Raw genomic sequence first — 16,109 nt, forward strand, 5'->3', positions numbered from 1 at the left:
CGCCGACGACGACGACGAGAAGAAGGACGACGAGGAGGACGAGAAGTACGTCCACGAGTACGACTGAAAGCACGACGGCCACGACTGGTACAACGACGCCGACGACGACCACGAGAAGGACGACGACGAGAAGTACGACCACGAGCACAACTGGAAGCACGACGGCCACGGCTGGTACAACGACGCCGACGACGACGACGAGAAGAAGGACTACGAGAAGGACTAGTACGAGCACTCGTCCCACCACAAGAACTGAGCCGATCGGCACCCGGGCCGATCGACGGCACCGGCACAGCATGCGCTGACAGGGCCTTGCCCCGGGTGCTGTGGTCGGTTCGGGAGGGCCGGTGGCCCACCCCCGGCTCCCTCCCGGTCGGAGCGCACGGACGGGCGCTCGCCGGGGCCGTGCTGAGCATGCAGGAGCACCCCATCCGGTCAGCGGATGGGGTGCTCCTGCATGCTCGGCCCCGCTGTCCGCCGGTGCCGGGAGGTTCCGCCCGGTCACGGGCAACGACGCGGGCCAGGGCGGGCCGGCCGGTTTCTTGATCGAATCTCCATGTGCTCTCGACACGACCGCCACTCGGACGCCCCAGGCTGGGGGCAGCACCCCGGGAAGGTGCAGGACCTGTGGACGGGTTCCGGGCCCCTGCCGGCTCCTCGTGATCGGGACCCTGCTGCCGCCCGGGTCCGGTCACCACCAGGAGGGGCGACATGAGCACCGGCGAGGAATCAACTGTTCGTCCGCAGGAAGGTCACGCCGCCGGTCGCACCGGACGAGGGGGTGGCACGCCGCGCCTGGTCGGTGTGGATGCGGCCCGCGGTCTGGCGCTGATCGGCCTGATCGCCGTGCACGTCCTGCCGGAGGAGAACGACGCCACCGGCGAACCGACGTGGAGCTTCCTGCTGTTCTCCGGGGACTCGGCCGCATTGTTCGCGCTGCTGGCCGGGGTGGGCCTGGCACTGTCCACGGGCCGGAGCCGGCCGCACCGGGGCCGGGAGCTGGCCGCCGACCGGGTCGGGCTGGCAGTGCGGGCGGCGCTGATCGCCTGTGTGGGCCTGCTGATCGGCTACGCGATGCCCGAGGACGCCCCCGCCGACGGGATCCTGCTGTACTACGGAATGTTCTTCCTGCTGGCCCTGCCGTTCCTGTCCCTGGGGCCGAGAACCCTGTTCGCTGCCGCCGGCGTGTTCGCGGTGGTCGCCCCGCTGCTGATCCTGTGGCTGCGGGACTCGCTGCCGGAGCCGGCCTCGTCCAATCCGACCTTCGAGCACCTGCTGACCGCCCCGACGGCGGTGCTGGCGCAACTGGTGCTCACGGGCACGTATCCGGCACTGGCGTACCTGACGTACATCCTGGCCGGCATGGGCATCGGGCGGCTGGACCTGCGGGCGACGGACGTGCAGGCACGCCTGGCCGCGACCGGGACGGGCCTGGCGATCGCGGCCCAGTTCGTCTCCTGGATCCTGCTGTACGCGGCCGGAGGATTCCAGCGGCTGGTCGAGTCATCGCCCGGCCTGGACGAGGAGGCGGTCATGGAGGCGTTGATCTGGGGCCCGGACACCGACGGGCCGGACTCGGCCTGGTGGCTGGTGGTGACCACCCCGCACATGAACACTCCGCTGTCCATCGCCTGGAGCCTCGGAGTCGGCATGACGGTCCTGGGGGTGCTCCTGCTGGCCTCGCGCTGGATCCGGATGTGGTTGCGACCGTTGGCGGCGATGGGGGGGATGACCCTGACCCTGTACTCAGCGCATCTGGTGGCCCTGTCCTCCGAGGTCCACTACGACGAGCCCTACCTGTGGTTCCTGGTGCACCTGGTGGTGGCCGCCTTGTTCGCCCTCATGTGGCAGACCCTGGTGGGTCAGGGGCCGCTGGAGAAGGTCGTGGGCACGGCAGTGAGGGCCGTCCGACGGGCGGTGCTGCGCGGCGCCACCGAGCACCGGACCTAGGTTCCCGCCCCGCACGGCGTTCGGGGCCCGCCGCACGCCTTCCGGCCGGGCGGTCCTCGTGCGTGCGGTGCTCAGCCGCTGGACCGGTCGGGCAGGAGCAGCCGGAAGCTGGCCCCCTGGCCGGGCCCGGGGCTGGCGGCCTCCAGGGTTCCGCCGTGGGCCTCCACGAGGGCCTTGCTGATGGCCAGGCCCAGTCCCGACCCGCTGCGGTCACGGTCGTGCTCGCGCCCCGGGGCGGCACGGTAGAACCGCTGGAGGACGTGCGGCAGGTGCTCCGGCGCGATGCCCTCGCCGTCGTCGGCGACGGTGATGCTCAGGGCGTGGTCGGCCCGCTCGGTGCGCACGTGGACGTGCCCGCCGGGCCCGGTGTGGCGCAGGGCGTTCTCCAGCAGGTTGGCGAGCACCTGCCCGATCCGCTCCGGATCCAGGAGCATCGGTCCGGTGCCCGCTCCGGTGCCGGAGGTCGTCACGGTCACGTCCTTGGCGGTGGCGGCCGGGTGGATGCCGGCCACCGCCTGGGCCACCAGGTGCTGCGGATCCACCGGGGACGGGTGCAGGCGGGTCTGGCTCTCTTCGGCCACGGTCAGTTCCCGGATGTCACGGGCCAGACGCTCCAGGCGGGCGATCTGGGCGGCCAGGATCGCCTGGGTGCGCTCGTCGAGATCCACGACCCCGTCCTCGATGCCCTCCAGATGGCCCTTGAGACTGGCCAGTGGAGTGCGCATCTCGTGTGCGAGATCGGCCAGCATCTGCCGGCGGGTGGTGTCGATGGCCGCGAGCCGGGCGGCCATGTCGTTGAAGGCGACGGCGAGGACGTCGAACTCCTGGCCCAGGCCGGTCGTGGGCACCTGCACGTCGTAGTGGCCGTCGGCGACCTCCCGGGCCGCGGAGGTGAAGGCCCGCAGGGAGCGGCCGACGGTGCGGTGCAGGTAGAAGCTGAGCAGCCCGGCGATGTAGAGCGCGGGGATCCCGCCCGTGGCCACCGCGGTGAGCCCGACCTCCCGGAAGGCGTCCTGCAGGTGGACCAGCCCGGTGGCCTCGTCGGCGTGCCCGGCCAGGAGCAGCTCCCGGTAGAACATGGCCGGGCCGATCAGCGCGGCGGTGACGATCACCGTGACCAGCCCGGCGGCCAGCACCGCGGTCTGGGCCAGCATCATCCGCGCGGTCAGGCTGCCCCAGTGCCGCGGCGCCCCGGTCCTGGTGGCCGGCCGCGCTCCCGTGGGCGGTGCTGCGGCGCTCATCGCCCGGTGCCCATCCGGTAGCCGATGCCGCGCACGGTGTGGATGAAGCGGGGAGCGGTGGCCTCGTCGTGCAGCTTCTTGCGGATCCGCCCGATGTGCACGTCCAGCAGGTGCTCGTCCCCGGTCCAGTGGGTGTCCCAGACCAGGTCGACCAGCTGCCGGCGGCTGAGCACGGTCTGCGGGTGGGCGGCGAGGGCGGCCAGCAGGTCGAACTCGATGCGGGTCAGCGCCACCGGCTGCCCGTCCAGGTGCACCTCGCGCGACAGGTGGTCGACGGCCAGGCTCCCGATCCTGCGCGGGCCCGGCGCGGCCTCCGCCGCTCCGGCGCCGCGCCCGAGGACGGGGCCGGAACCGGCCTGGTGGACCCGGCGCATCATGACCTGCACGCGGGCCACCAGCTCGCGGGGGCTGAACGGTTTGGTCATGTAGTCGTCGGCCCCCACCGACAGGCCCACGAGCTTGTCCACCTCGTCGTCGCGGGCGGTGAGCATGAGGATGTAGCAGTTCGAGAAGGTGCGCACCTGCCGGCACACCTCGACCCCGTCCATCCCCGGCAGACCGAGGTCCAGCACCACGACCTGCGGGTCCTGTGCGCGCACGGCCTCCAGCGCCTCGGTGCCGATGTGACGGACCGTGACCTCGAACCCGGCCTTGACCAGGTAGCCCTGGACCAGGTGCGCGAGGTCCGCCTCGTCGTCGACGACCAGGACCCGGCCCACCGGCGTCGTGGACATTGACTTCTCCTTCGCAGGGGATGCATGACCGGACAGGGCGGCGAGAACGCCGTGCGGACCCGGACGGGTCCACCCCTCGGTCGTCACCGGCGCCCCGTGGCTCTCATCCTCCCGTGGATCGGGGGCCGCCACCAGACCCGTCACGCGACAGCGCAGAAGGAAGGCGGAAGGAGGCGCCAGGAGGGCGGCAGCGAGAAGGAAGCGGGACACCCGAGGGGTGTCCCGCTCCTCCGCCCGCGCCGGGGGCGCGGGTCCGGCCGGCGGGGCTCAGCCGACCGGGACCACCCCGGCGTAGTCGGTCTGGTAACCGGTGACCGGGGCGTGCGGGATCTCGTCCCAGCGCTCCGGGTCCTCCTGCTGGACCTCGCCGGTGGCCAGGCCGAGCAGCAGCTCCTGGAGGGCGAGCACGTTCTGCCGCACGCTCTTGCCGCGGGCCTTCTGACCGAGGCTGCCGTCCGAGGAGTTGCCCGAGGTCTCGAAGAACACCACCGGGTGGGAGTGACCCTCGGGGTTGAGCCCGTCGTGGTCCAGGCCGAGCATCATCGCCGAGACGACACCGCCCTTGATGTCGATCTCGTAGCTGCCGCCCACCTGGTAGCGGTCGATGTTGATGGAGCCGTACTTCGACAGCTCGTCGTAGACGTGCACGTTCATCTGCCGGGTGAGCCGGTCGTAGGCCCCGTCCGCGAGCCCCGGCAGGGTCGGCCCGCCGGGGGCCAGGGAGATGCCCAGGGACAGCGTGACGTCGTCGCCGGTCCCGTGCTCCGTCTTGAGGCCCTGGTGGTGGATGTCCACGCCCCAGGACGGGTCGACGGTCGTCCAGTACTCGTAGAAGGCGCGGGACTCGTCGGCCGCGAAGCCCTCGGCCGTCCAGTCGCGGTTGAGGTCGATGCGCTGCGGCGTCCCGCCCTCCGGCGCGCCGGAGACCTGGTCCCACAGGACGGTGTGCCGGATGTTGGCCTCGGCGCCGTCCGGGTTGTACATGGGGATGACGTGGAAGGTGAACTTCTCGCGCAGCAGCTCGTACTCGGCCGAGCCGTTGGTGCCGAGGTCCTTGAGCAGGGTCAGCAGGGCGTCGGTGCCGTAGGGCTCGTTGCCGTGGATGCGGCCCTGGAGCCACACGTGCTCCTCGCCGGAGCCCACGGTCGCGACCCACAGGTCCCGGCCCTGCTCGGAGGTGCTCACCTCCATCCCGGCCTCCGCCAGGGTGAAGGCGTCCACGCCGTAGCGGCTGGTCCGCTCGAGCTTCTGCAGCTCCCGCACCACGTCGTCGGCGGTGAGGATGCTCGAGATGTTGGTCCGCCCCTCCGTGGAGGGGAAGTTCGCGTCCGCGGCGGCGGGCGCGGCCGCGCCGAGGGGAAGGGCGGCGGCGAGCGCGAGCGCCGCCGCGGTCCGGCGCCGGCGGCGCGGGCGGTCCGAGGGGCGGGGGGTCGCGGGGTCGTGGTGCTGAGGGATCACGTGCTGGTCCTCCGGGGGTGAGCGGTGCTGCCGGCGCGTCCCTGGGGTGGTCGGCGCCGGCACGGGGTGCTGGTGATGCTAATCACCATCGCACACACCCGTCACCGCCCCGGGCGCAACAGCAGAAGTACTGCTCGGTAGCGCGGTGTCCGGGGGCGGATCGTCCACGGGCTCCGCCCGCGGCCGGGGTCCGGACCCGCGCAGCGGCCGTCGGCCCGTCGCCCCGGGCGGCGGACGAGCGCGCCGGCGCGACCGGTCGGACGGACGCACGGCAGCCCGTTCACACCCCTCATTTGCACACCGTGCAACGTTGCACTTAGTGTAAGCACGTGCTGCACTCCGACGACCGCCGACGCCAGGTCAAGTCCGCCAACCGCCGCGCCATCATCGACGCCGCGGCCGCCCTCGCCGAGGAGGGCGGCCTCGGCCGCTTCACCGTCGAGGACCTCGCCGAGCGCGCCGGTGTCTCGCGGCGGACGATCTTCAACCACTTCGCCTCGGTCGACGACGCCGTCTACGCCCGGTGCAGCGAGCTGCTGGGCGTGATCGTCGACGACTTCGTCGAACGCGCCGACGCCACCCCGCCGCCCGCCACCCCGAGCACGGGCGCGGTCTTCGAGCAGCTGGCGGACGTCATCGAGCGGACCGACCTGGTCCGGCCCCTCTCCCGCATCGCCCGGCTCGTGGGCACCGGGGAGAACCACCCGGCCACCGTGATGTGGGGCCACGAGGTCCTGCAGAACGTCACGGCCCGGCTGACGGACGAGGTGGCCCGGCGCAACCCGCACTCCGATCCCTTCACCGTGGCACTCCTGGCCAGCTCCCTGATCAACGCCATGGAGGTGGCCTTCACGCAGTGGGCGGCGGAGACCGGCGCGGCCGACACGCCCGGCAGCCGGCTCGTCTGGCAGCGCCTGCTGCGCACTGCGGTGGAGCACCTGCGGCACGGCTTCGCCGGCTGAACCGCCGCAGCGTCCGCCCCGCACGCGTTCCCCGCCCGCTCCATCCCTCCCCGGGCCCGTCCCGGAACGACCGACAGAGAAGAGCCATGGCCCAATTCCTGTACCGACTCGGGCGCCTCGCCGCCCGCCGCGCCTGGACCGTGATCGCGGCCTGGGCGGCCGTGCTCGTCATCGCGGGCAGCGCCTTCGCCGTGGCCGGCGGCCAGCTGACCACTGCGATCACGATCCCCGGCACCGAGACCCAGCGGCTGTCCGACCGCCTCCAGGACGAGCTGCCCGACGCCGGGCACGGCACCGGGCGGATCGTGTTCCGCACGGAGTCCGGCGAGCCCTTCACCGCCGAGCAGCGCGAACAGATCGGCACGGCCCTGACGGCCGCCGGCGACTCCGCCGGGGTCGACGGCGTGCTGAACCCCTTCACCGCCCAGGCGGAGCGCGAGGACCAGCAGCAGCAGCTCGCCGACGGCCGCGAGCAGCTGGCCGACGGGCGGGACCGGCTCGAGCAGGGACGCGCGCAGCTCGAGGACGCCGAGGCCACCCTGGAGGAGAACCAGGAGAAGCTCGACGACGCCCGCGAGCAGGCCGAGCGGGCCGACGCCCCGGGCCCGGTGCGCGACGAGCTCGAGGAGCGCCAGGAGGCCCTCGACGACGGGCGCGCGGAACTGGAGCGCAACCGGGCCGAGCTGGAGGCCGGCGCCGAGGAGCTCGAGGCCCGCGCCCCGGAGGTGGCGCGCGGCGAGCGGCTGCTCGCCCTGGCCGAGGACACCCGGACCGTCTCCGAGGACGGGACCGCCGCGATGGCCGTGGTGACCTTCACCGCCCAGCAGCAGGCGGTGACCGCCGAGGACAAGGAGGCGCTGCAGGCGGCCGTGGACGAGGCGCCGATCGGCGGCGTCCAGGTCGAGTACTCGAGCGAGATCGCCCAGGACATCTCCCAGCTGTTCGGTCCCGCCGAGGTGATCGGCGTCCTGATCGCGGCCGTGGTGCTGCTGGTGATGCTGGGCACCCTGGTCGCGGCCGGCCTGCCCATCCTCACGGCCCTCACCGGCGTGGGCATCGGTGCCCTGGCGACCCTGTCCTTCTCCGGGGTCGTGCAGATGACCTCGGTGACCCCCATGCTCGGGCTCATGCTCGGGCTGGCCGTGGGCATCGACTACTCGCTGTTCATCCTGAACCGGCACCGCCAGCAGCTGCTGCGGGGCGTGGGTCTGCACGAGTCGATCGGCCTGGCCACCGGCACCTCGGGCAACGCGGTGGTCTTCGCCGGGCTCACCGTGATCATCGCCCTGGCCGCCCTGAACGTCACCGGCATCGGGTTCCTGGGGATGATGGGCACCGCGGCGGCGGTGTGCGTGGCCGTGGCCGTGCTGATCGCCGTCACCCTCACCCCGGCGCTGCTGTCGCTGGCCGGGCACCGGCTGCTCTCGGCCAGGGCCCGGGAGCAGGCCGCCCGCACCCCCGCGCACCGCGGCGAGCGGCGTGAGGGCGTGGCCACCCGCCGTCCGGTGCTGACCCTGCTCGCCGGGGTCACGGCCCTCGTGCTGATCGCCCTCCCGGCGGCCTCGATGCGGCTGGGCCTGCCGGACGCCTCCTCGGAGCCGGCCGACTCCACCCAGTACCGGGCCTACCGGATCATCGACGAGCAGTTCGGGGCCGGCGCCAACGGGCCGGTGCTGGTGGTCGCGGACCTGCCCGAGGGCACCGACGCGGCCGGGGCCGCGGACCTGCAGGTGGCCGTCGGCGAGGAGCTCATGGAGCGGGAGAACGTCGTCTCGGTCGTCCCGGCGGGGCTCTCCGAGGACCGGCGCACCGCGGTCTTCCAGGTCACCCCGGCCGAGGGACCGGCCGCGGAGTCCACCGAGGAGCTCGTCGACGACCTCCGCGCCCTCTCCCCCGCCCTGGAGGAGGAGTACGGCGTCGGCATCGGCGTCACCGGACTGACCGGCGGCAACATCGACGTCTCGCAGAAGCTCGCCGCCGCGCTGCCGGTGTACCTGGCGGTGGTGCTGGGCCTGTCCCTGCTGCTCATGGTGCTGGTGTTCCGCTCGGTCCTCGTCCCGGTGATCGCCACCGCCGGGTTCATGCTCACCCTCTTCGCGGCCTTCGGCGCCGTGGTGGCCATCTACCAGTGGGGCTGGCTGGGCGCCGTGTTCGGCGTGCACGACCCGGGCCCGGTGCTCAGCTTCCTGCCCACGCTGCTCGTGGGCGTGCTGTTCGGGCTGGCCATGGACTACCAGCTGTTCCTCGTCTCCGGGATGCGGGAGGCCTACGTCCACGGCCGCTCCGCCCGTGCCGCCGTGCGGGAGGGCCTCGACGCGGGCCGGGCCGTGGTCACGGCCGCGGCGATCATCATGATCTCGGTGTTCACCGGCTTCGTCTTCTCCCACATGGCCATGGTCCGGCCCCTCGGCTTCGGCCTGGCCTTCGGGGTGCTCGTCGACGCCTTCGTGGTGCGGATGACGCTGATCCCCGCGGCCATGCACCTGCTCGGGGACCGGGCCTGGTGGCTCCCCCGCTGGCTGGACCGGGTGCTGCCCGACGTCGACGTCGAGGGCCAGTCCCTGGAGCGCGGTCCCGGGACGGCTCCCCAGGAGCCCGCTCCGGCGCGCGCGGGCACGGAGGAGGTCCGGGAGCCCGTCGCCGCACGGTGACGTGCAGCACACCCGGCACGGAGGCGACGACCCGCGTCGTCGTCCTCCGCGCCGGAGTCATAGACTGGACCATTGTGAAAGCACTGCTGCTGGAGAACGTCCACCCCGAGGCCGAACGCATCCTCAACGAGAAGGGCATCGAGGTCGAGACCCGCAAGGGAGCCCTCGACACCGAAGAGCTCATCGACGCCCTCGACGGCGTCGAGCTGCTCGGCATCCGGTCGAAGACCCAGGTGACCCGGGAGGTGTTCGACGCCCACCCCGAGCTGCTGTCCGTGGGCGCGTTCTGCATCGGCACCAACCAGATCGACCTCACGGCCGCCACCGAGCACGCCGTGACGTGCTTCAACGCCCCGTACTCCAACACCCGGTCGGTGGTGGAGCTCGCGATCGCCGAGATCATCTCGATGGCGCGGCACCTGACCGACAAGAACCAGGCCATGCACGAGGGCGTGTGGGACAAGTCCGCCACGGGCGCCCACGAGGTCCGCGGCCGCACCCTGGGCATCGTGGGCTACGGCAACATCGGCTCCCAGCTCTCCGTGCTCGCCGAGACGCTCGGCATGCGCGTGTACTACTACGACATCGTGGACCGCCTGCCCCTGGGCAACGCCCAGCGCTGCGACACCCTCGAGGAGCTGCTGGAGCGGGTCGAGACCGTGTCGCTGCACGTGGACGGGCGGGCCGGCAACGACAGCCTGTTCGGCCGCGAGCAGTTCGAGCGGATGCGCCCCCGCTCCCTGTTCCTCAACCTGTGCCGCGGCATGGTGGTGGACTACAACGCCCTGCGCGACGCCCTCGTCAGCGGGCACATCGCCGGGGCCTCGGTGGACGTCTTCCCGAACGAGCCCAAGGCCGCCGGTGACCGGTTCAGCTCGGTGCTGCAGGGCCTGCCCAACGTGATCCTCACCCCGCACATCGGCGGCTCCACGCAGGAGGCGCAGGTGGACATCGGACGGTTCGTGGCGGGCAAGCTCTCGGCCTTCGTGACCTCCGGCTCCACGAGCCTGTCGGTGAACATGCCGCAGGTCCAGCTCAACAGCGCGGTCAACGGCACCCGCATGCTGCACCTGCACCGCAACGTGCCGGGCGTGCTCGCGACCGTCAACAGCGTCCTGGGCAGCCACGGGATCAACATCGACCGCCAGCAGCTGTCCACCCGCGGGGACACCGGCTACCTGGTCACGGACGCCGCCAACGGCGTGACCCGCGAGGTGATCGAGCAGATCCTGGCTCTGCCGGAGACCATCCGCCTCAGCACCATCAACTGAGGCCCCGTCACGCGCCCGTCCCGGCCGCGTGACGGAGCCAGGTGGCACAATGACGGCATGAGCGGCGTCCAGGAGCAGCCCGCCGGCCACGGCAGGAGCACCTACGGGGCGGTCGTGCTCGCCCTCGCTCCCGCGGGGGCGGCACCGGAGCCCGCGGACGGCGCCCGCCCGGGCGAGGACGCCGGCCCGGTCCCGATACCCCCGGGCGCCGGCGCCCTGCACCCCCGCCACCGGGCCGACGCGGCCGCGCTCCTCGCCCGGCTGCGCGCCGAGGGCGTGCTCACCGCCCTGGTCACCGCCCACCCGGAGCTGCCGGTCGACCCGCCGGCGGACATCGTGGTCTCCGCGGATCCGCCCGCGGACCGGACCGCCGGGGCGGGCGGCCCGGACCGGCACCCGCCGGCGGCGTCCCTGCTGCTCGCCGCCCGTCGGCTGGCCGTCGAGCCCGAGCACACCGTGGTGGTCAGCGACAGCAACCGCCTGATCCGCGCCGCGGTGCGCCACGGCTTCGGGCTCGTGGTCGGCGTGGACGGGGCGGCCCGGCGGGGTCCGCTGCTCGCCGCGGGCGCCCACCTCGTGGTGGACAGCCTGGAGGACCTGGACATCCCGGTGCGCGCCGGGCCCGAGGACCCGGGCTGGGGCGGCGGCTCGGGCGGGGAGAGCCCGTGGAACCTCACCTACTCGTGCCTGGACCCCCCGCAGGAGGGCCTGCGGGAGGCGCTGTGCACCCTGGGCAACGGGTACCAGGCCGTGCGCGGGGCAGCGTGCGAGTTCCGCGCCGACGGCACCCACTATCCGGGCACCTACCTCGCAGGCGTCTACGACCGGCTGCGCCAGGAGGTCGAGGGCCGCACGGTGGAGCACGAGGACCTCGTCAACGCGCCCAACTGGCTGCTGCTGCAGTACCGCGTCCAGGACGGGTACTGGTTCGCCCCCACGCCCTCGAACGTGCTCGAGCACCACCAGGACCTCGACCTGCGCGTCGGGGTGCTGACCCGCACCCTGCGCTTCCGGGACGAGGCCGGGCGCACCACCCGCGTGACCACCCGCCGCTTCGTCTCCCAGGAGCAGCGCCACCTCGCCGGCCAGGAGAGCGTGTTCGAGGCCGAGGACTGGAGCGGGACGCTGACCGTGCGCAGCCTGGTGGACGGCGACGTCGACAACCACAACGTCGCCGCGGACTCCCCGCTGACCGGACACCACCTGGAGGAGCCGGAGCTGCTGGACCTGGGCCGCGGCACGGTGCTGGTCGACGCCGCCACCACCCAGTCCAGGATCCGCGTCGCCGTGGCCGCCCGCACCCGGGTGCTGCGCAGCGGGGCCGAGGACCGGATGCACGCCCGCAGGTCCTGCCGCCCGGCCCCCGGCGTGATCGGCCACGAGCTGACGCTGCGGATGACCCCGGGCGCGCGCGTGCGGGTCGAGAAGATCGCCGCCCTCGTGACCTCGCGGGACCGGGCCGTCTCCACCCCCGCGCTCGCGGCCGCCACCCTGCTGGAACGGGCCGGCGGCTTCGACGAGCTGCTGGGCGCCCACGTGGCCGCCTGGCAGGCCCTCTGGTCGGCCTTCGCGGTGGCCACCGACGCCGGCGGCCGCCAGGGCCTGGCCGTGAACCTCAACACCTTCCACGTCCTGCAGTCGGTGGCGGCCGCGCACCCGGACCTGGACGCCGGCGTCCCGCCCCGCGGCCTGCACGGCGAGGGCTACCGGGGCCACATCTTCTGGGACGAGATGTTCGTCCACCCCATGCTCACCCTCCGCCGCCCCGAGTGGACCCGGGCGCTGCTGGCCTACCGGTACCGGCGCCTGCCCGAGGCCCGGGCGGCGGCGCACGCGGCCGGCCACGAGGGCGCCATGTTCCCCTGGCAGAGCGGCAGCGACGGCCGGGAGGAGACGCCACGGGCGCTGTTCAACCCGCGCACGAGCCGGTGGATCCCCGACCACTCCCGGCTCCAGCGCCACGTGGGGCTGGCGATCGCCCACAGCGTGTGGCAGTACTACCAGGCCACCGGGGACGCCCGCTTCCTCGTGGAGCAGGGCGCGGAGCTGCTGGTGGAGATCGCCCGGTTCTTCGCGAGCCTGGCCGTGCACGACCCCGAGGACGACCGGTACGTCATCGCCGGGGTGATGGGCCCCGACGAGTTCCACGACGGCCGCCCGGGCGCGCCCGGCTCGGGGCTGCGCAACAACGCCTATACCAACGTCATGACGGCGTGGCTGCTGACCCGGGCGGCGGAGATGGTCGCGCGCCTGGGCCGGGACTACGGCGGGCCCCTGTGGCGGCGGCTGAACCTGCGCGAGGACGAGCTCGCCCACTGGGACCGGGTCCGCACCCGGCTGCGCGTGCCGTTCCTGGCCGGCGGCGTGCTCGCCCAGTTCGAGGGCTACGGGGACCTGCCGGAGTTCTCCTGGGCGGACTACCGGGCCCGGTACGGCCGGATCGGGCGGCTGGACCTCATCCTCGACGCCGAGGGCCTGTCCACCAACGACTACCGGCTGGCCAAGCAGGCGGACGTGCTGATGCTGCTGTACCTGTTCTCCGCCGAGGAGCTGCGCGAGCTGCTGGGGCAGCTGGGCTACGAGTTCCCGGCCGAGGCGGTCCGGGCCACCGTGGCCTTCTACGGCGACCGCTCCTCGCACGGGTCCACGCTCTCCGACGTGGTGCACGCCTGGGTGGAGGCCCGCCGGGACCGCGGCCGCTCCTGGTCCTTCCTGACCCGCGCCCTGGACAGCGACCTCCTCGGCACCCCGGGGGGCACGACCCGGGAGGGCGTCCACCTGGGGGCGATGGCCGGTTCCGTGGACATCCTCACCCGCTGCTACACGGGCCTGGAGGTCCGGGACGACATGCTGTGGCTGCACCCGGCCATCCCGCCGGAGCTGCCCCGGGTGTCCTTCTCGATCAGCTACCGGGACCAGCCGATCCAGGTGGAGCTGACCCGCACCCTGCTGCGGCTCTACCTGGCGCCCGGCACCGCGGCGCCGGTGCGGGTCAGCGTGGACGGCGAGGTGCACGAGCTGACCGCCGGGCAGATCCGGCAGTTCCCCCTGGCGGTGCGCGATGGCTGAGCCCGGCACCGTCCGGCGCGGACCCCCCGCCCCGGACACCGGGATGTCGTTCCCCGGTCACCGCACGTTCCCCCGCGGTCCGGCCGTGAGCGGCCCGCCCGGCCCATTCTGGATCGACGACGCCCCCGACCGCCCCCACCCTGGAGCACCGATGTCAGCAGAGCCCGTCCTCCTCGACCACCGCACGACCCAAGGGTCGCCGGACCCCGACGTCCCGCTCATCGGCCCGGCCACGGGCCGCGCCCTGCACGTGATGAGCTACAACATCCGCTTCCACCACGAGCGCACCCGGCCCGGGGACCCCGACCACTGGCCCGACCGCGCACCCCGGCTGGGGCGGCTGCTGCGGCTGGAGCAGCCGACCCTGCTCGGCGTGCAGGAGGCCCTGTACCACCAGCTGCCGGCGGTGGCGCAGGCCCTGCCCGCCGGCTACGGGATGCTCGGCTACGGCCGCGCGGGCGGGAGCAAGGGCGAGTACTCCGCGATCTTCTACGACGCCCGCCGCCTGGAGGCCCTCGAGTGGGACCAGTTCTGGCTCTCCGACACCCCGGAGCTCATCGGCTCGACCACCTGGGGCAACGACGTCCCCCGCATCGTGACCTGGGGCCGGTTCCTGGACCGTGGCACCGGCTCCGAGCTCGTGCTCGTCAACACCCACTTCGACCACGACTCGGAGACCGCCCGCGAGCGCAGCGCGGACGCCGTGGTGGAGCTCGTGCACAGCTTCCCCGCGCGCACCCCCGTCCTGGTCACCGGGGACTTCAACGCCGACGCGGACGGCTCCGGGCCCTACGCCACGCTCGTGGGCTCGGGGGTGCTGGACGACACCTGGACCACGGCCGAGCGGCGGCTCACCCCGGCGTGGGGCACGTTCCCGGACTACGGGGAGCCCGTGCGCGGCGACGAGCGCATCGACTGGGTGCTGGCCACCCCCGGCATCCGGGTGCGGCGCAGCGCGATCAATCCCGCCCGCTTCGGCGGGGGCCACCCCAGCGACCACGCCCCGGTGCAGGTGCTCGTCTCCGTCGGGCCGAGCTGAGCGCTACGGCCCGGCGGTGAGGGATCGCCACGGGCGGGCGCCGTCGGCGGCGGCGCCCATGGACTCCACGGTCGCCGCCGTGCGGGCCAGGGACGCGGCGTCCTCCTCGGGGGAGCGGCACACCTGCTCGGCGGGCAGCGCGCACCAGCGGATCGGGTCGAGGGTCAGGATGTGCGGGATCCACACCGGGTCCCCGGCCACCCACCGTCCGTCCTGGCGGGTGAAGCTCATCCGGACCGTCAGCCCCTCGTTGTTGACCGGCACGCGGGTGGCGTGCTCGGAGAGGCTGTTGCCCAGGCCGTGGACGATCCAGGTGTCCCCGTGCTTCTCGAGGGGCAGCGCCGAGTGCGTGTGGTGGCCGTAGACGAAGTCGAAGGCGCCGCTGTCGGCCAGCGCGTGCGTGACCTCGAGCTGCTGGGCGTTCGGCGCGGAGGAGTACTCCTCCCCGGCGTGGACGGCCGCCAGGACGATCTCGGCGCCTGCCGCCCGGGCCCGGCGGGCCTTCTCGACCATGTCCGGCACGTCCAGCAGGTCCACCCGCCACGGGGCGTCCGGGACGTTGCCGTTGAGGCCGTAGGTGCCCGCCACCAGCCCGACCTGCACCCCGCCGGCGTCCAGGACCAGGGGGTCGGCGGCCTCCGCCGCCGACCGGTACGTGCCGGTCGAGGCGATCTCCGCCCCGTCCAGGACGCCGAGGGTCCGCTCCAGCCCCTCCTCCCCGGCGTCCAGGGCGTGGTTCGTGGCGGTGGTGCACGCGTCGTAGCCGATCCCGGCCAGGGCGGGCACGATCTGCGGCGGCACCTCGAACGCCGGGTAGCCGGTGTAGGGCCCCCCGGCCGCGGCCAGCGGGGTCTCCATGTCGCAGATCGCCAGGTCGGCGTCCTGGGTGAACGGGCGCAGGCCCTCCACGAGCGGGCCGAAGTCGAGCTCCCCGCCGCCGTCGGCCTCCGCCTGCGCCCACAGCCCCGGGTGCAGCAGGACGTCGCCGGTGACCACGATCTCCAGCTCGTCCGGCGCCGCGGGCCCGGTCGGCTCCGCCGAGGAGGACCCGCCGGTGGGGGACGCCGCCGGGTCGCCCGCGCCGGCGCCCGCTTCGGCGCCCGGGTCTCCGGGGGCGGAGCAGCCGGCGAGGCCCGGTCCGGCGCCGAGCAGCACGGCGAGCAGGGTGGCGGCGGCAGCGCGGCGCCCCGGCCGGTCGAGGGGTCGAGAGGTCATGGACCGAGGGTAGGCCACCGGTGGCCGGGCCACTCACCGGCCGCCCGTCAGGACAGCACCGTGGACCAGAGCTTCTCGTCCTCGGGGCGGTGCGGCACCTCGGTGCTGGGCACCAGCTCGGCGGGCGCCGCGTGGGCGCGGTCCTTGAGCGCCAGCATCTCCACCAGGTCCTCCAGCGGGGTGGCCGAGTTGTCGGCCCGGAGGTCGACGTCGAGCAGCACCGGGTACTGGAACCCCGCGAGGGTGTCGGCCACGACCACGGCGGCGCTCTGCTGGCCGCGGCTGTCCCCGCCCGCGTCCTGCCCCGCGCGCAGGCAGGCCACGAGCGCGTGGGCGAGGTCCATGCTGCTCAGCGCGGGCACGGCGAGAGCCTCGTCCACCGAGGCGCGCATGGCCTCGACGACCTCCGGGCCGGCCAGGAAGTTGCCCACGACCACGAAGTCGGCGCCGGCCACCCCGCCGGCCCAGGGGGTGCACAGGCTGCCGGTCAGGTGCGCGCCGGGGCCCGCCACGGGCAGC

The 16,109-nt window shown here is 73.7% G+C and carries 12 protein-coding genes; 6 read left to right on the plus strand and 6 right to left on the minus strand.

Annotation, left to right across the window (positions count from 1 at the left end):
- A partial coding sequence (locus tag ABL57_RS08575) for a hypothetical protein (protein WP_203225582.1) occupies nt 1–235 on the minus strand: 235 nt, incomplete at its 3' end.
- A 476-nt stretch (nt 236–711) separates the two neighbouring features.
- Here ABL57_RS08575 and ABL57_RS08580 point away from each other — a divergent pair.
- Nucleotides 712–1,950: a heparan-alpha-glucosaminide N-acetyltransferase domain-containing protein gene (locus tag ABL57_RS08580; protein ID WP_082157322.1), complete on the plus strand. Its 1,239-nt coding sequence runs from the start codon at nt 712–714 to the stop codon at nt 1,948–1,950.
- Between the two features lie 71 nt (nt 1,951–2,021).
- Here the strand turns inward: ABL57_RS08580 and ABL57_RS08585 are convergent, their stop codons facing one another.
- The 3 genes from ABL57_RS08585 to ABL57_RS08595 form a co-directional block, all read right to left on the minus strand.
- Nucleotides 2,022–3,191, minus strand: a complete 1,170-nt coding sequence (locus tag ABL57_RS08585; RefSeq protein ID WP_238986014.1) for a cell wall metabolism sensor histidine kinase WalK — start codon at nt 3,189–3,191, stop codon at nt 2,022–2,024.
- On the minus strand, nt 3,188–3,925 hold the full coding sequence (locus ABL57_RS08590; RefSeq protein WP_047803046.1) for a response regulator transcription factor: 738 nt from the start codon (nt 3,923–3,925) through the stop codon (nt 3,188–3,190). Before ABL57_RS08590 ends, ABL57_RS08585 begins: the two co-directional genes overlap by 4 nt.
- Nucleotides 3,926–4,192: 267 nt before the next feature.
- Nucleotides 4,193–5,383, minus strand: a complete 1,191-nt coding sequence (locus ABL57_RS08595; RefSeq protein WP_047803047.1) for a M14 family zinc carboxypeptidase — start codon at nt 5,381–5,383, stop codon at nt 4,193–4,195.
- A gap of 329 nt (nt 5,384–5,712) precedes the next feature.
- On the opposite strand from ABL57_RS08595, the gene ABL57_RS08600 reads away from it, so the two are divergent.
- The 5 genes from ABL57_RS08600 to ABL57_RS08620 all read left to right on the plus strand — a co-directional run bounded on the left by ABL57_RS08600 (nt 5,713) and on the right by ABL57_RS08620 (nt 14,375).
- Nucleotides 5,713–6,345: a TetR/AcrR family transcriptional regulator gene (locus ABL57_RS08600; RefSeq protein ID WP_047803048.1), complete on the plus strand. Its 633-nt coding sequence runs from the start codon at nt 5,713–5,715 to the stop codon at nt 6,343–6,345.
- Nucleotides 6,346–6,431: 86 nt separating this feature from the next.
- On the plus strand, nt 6,432–8,996 hold the full coding sequence (locus tag ABL57_RS08605; protein ID WP_047803049.1) for an MMPL family transporter: 2,565 nt from the start codon (nt 6,432–6,434) through the stop codon (nt 8,994–8,996).
- A 74-nt stretch (nt 8,997–9,070) separates the two neighbouring features.
- Nucleotides 9,071–10,267 carry a phosphoglycerate dehydrogenase gene (serA, locus tag ABL57_RS08610; protein ID WP_047803050.1) on the plus strand — a complete coding sequence of 399 codons (1,197 nt, stop codon included), beginning with the start codon at nt 9,071–9,073 and terminating at the stop codon, nt 10,265–10,267.
- A 57-nt stretch (nt 10,268–10,324) separates the two neighbouring features.
- A complete protein-coding gene (locus ABL57_RS08615) occupies nt 10,325–13,336 on the plus strand; it encodes a glycosyl hydrolase family 65 protein (protein ID WP_047803051.1) in 3,012 nt (1,003 codons plus the stop codon).
- A gap of 151 nt (nt 13,337–13,487) precedes the next feature.
- Nucleotides 13,488–14,375 carry an endonuclease/exonuclease/phosphatase family protein gene (locus ABL57_RS08620; RefSeq protein WP_047803052.1) on the plus strand — a complete coding sequence of 296 codons (888 nt, stop codon included), beginning with the start codon at nt 13,488–13,490 and terminating at the stop codon, nt 14,373–14,375.
- Nucleotides 14,376–14,378: 3 nt separating this feature from the next.
- On the opposite strand, the gene ABL57_RS08625 is transcribed toward ABL57_RS08620, so the two are convergent.
- Complete coding sequence (locus ABL57_RS08625; protein ID WP_047803053.1) at nt 14,379–15,590, minus strand: CapA family protein; 1,212 nt, start codon at nt 15,588–15,590, stop codon at nt 14,379–14,381.
- Nucleotides 15,591–15,637: 47 nt separating this feature from the next.
- Nucleotides 15,638–16,109: DUF1028 domain-containing protein (locus ABL57_RS08630; protein WP_152683329.1), on the minus strand; the 472-nt coding region annotated here is incomplete at its 5' end.

This window comes from Kocuria sp. SM24M-10, from assembly GCF_001027955.1.
In the GTDB taxonomy this organism is placed as follows: Bacteria; Actinomycetota; Actinomycetes; order Actinomycetales; family Micrococcaceae; genus Kocuria; species Kocuria oceani.

Bases quoted from the DNA above. Each gene is read 5' to 3' on its own strand.
- ABL57_RS08625 (WP_047803053.1), bottom strand. From the start codon at position 15,590: ATGACCTCTCGACCCCTCGACCGGCCGGGGCGCCGCGCTGCCGCCGCC.
- ABL57_RS08580 (WP_082157322.1), top strand. From the start codon at position 712: ATGAGCACCGGCGAGGAATCAACTGTTCGTCCGCAGGAAGGTCACGCC.
- ABL57_RS08585 (WP_238986014.1), bottom strand. From the start codon at position 3,191: ATGAGCGCCGCAGCACCGCCCACGGGAGCGCGGCCGGCCACCAGGACC.
- ABL57_RS08615 (WP_047803051.1), top strand. From the start codon at position 10,325: ATGAGCGGCGTCCAGGAGCAGCCCGCCGGCCACGGCAGGAGCACCTAC.
- ABL57_RS08590 (WP_047803046.1), bottom strand. From the start codon at position 3,925: ATGTCCACGACGCCGGTGGGCCGGGTCCTGGTCGTCGACGACGAGGCG.
- ABL57_RS08605 (WP_047803049.1), top strand. From the start codon at position 6,432: ATGGCCCAATTCCTGTACCGACTCGGGCGCCTCGCCGCCCGCCGCGCC.
- ABL57_RS08620 (WP_047803052.1), top strand. From the start codon at position 13,488: ATGTCAGCAGAGCCCGTCCTCCTCGACCACCGCACGACCCAAGGGTCG.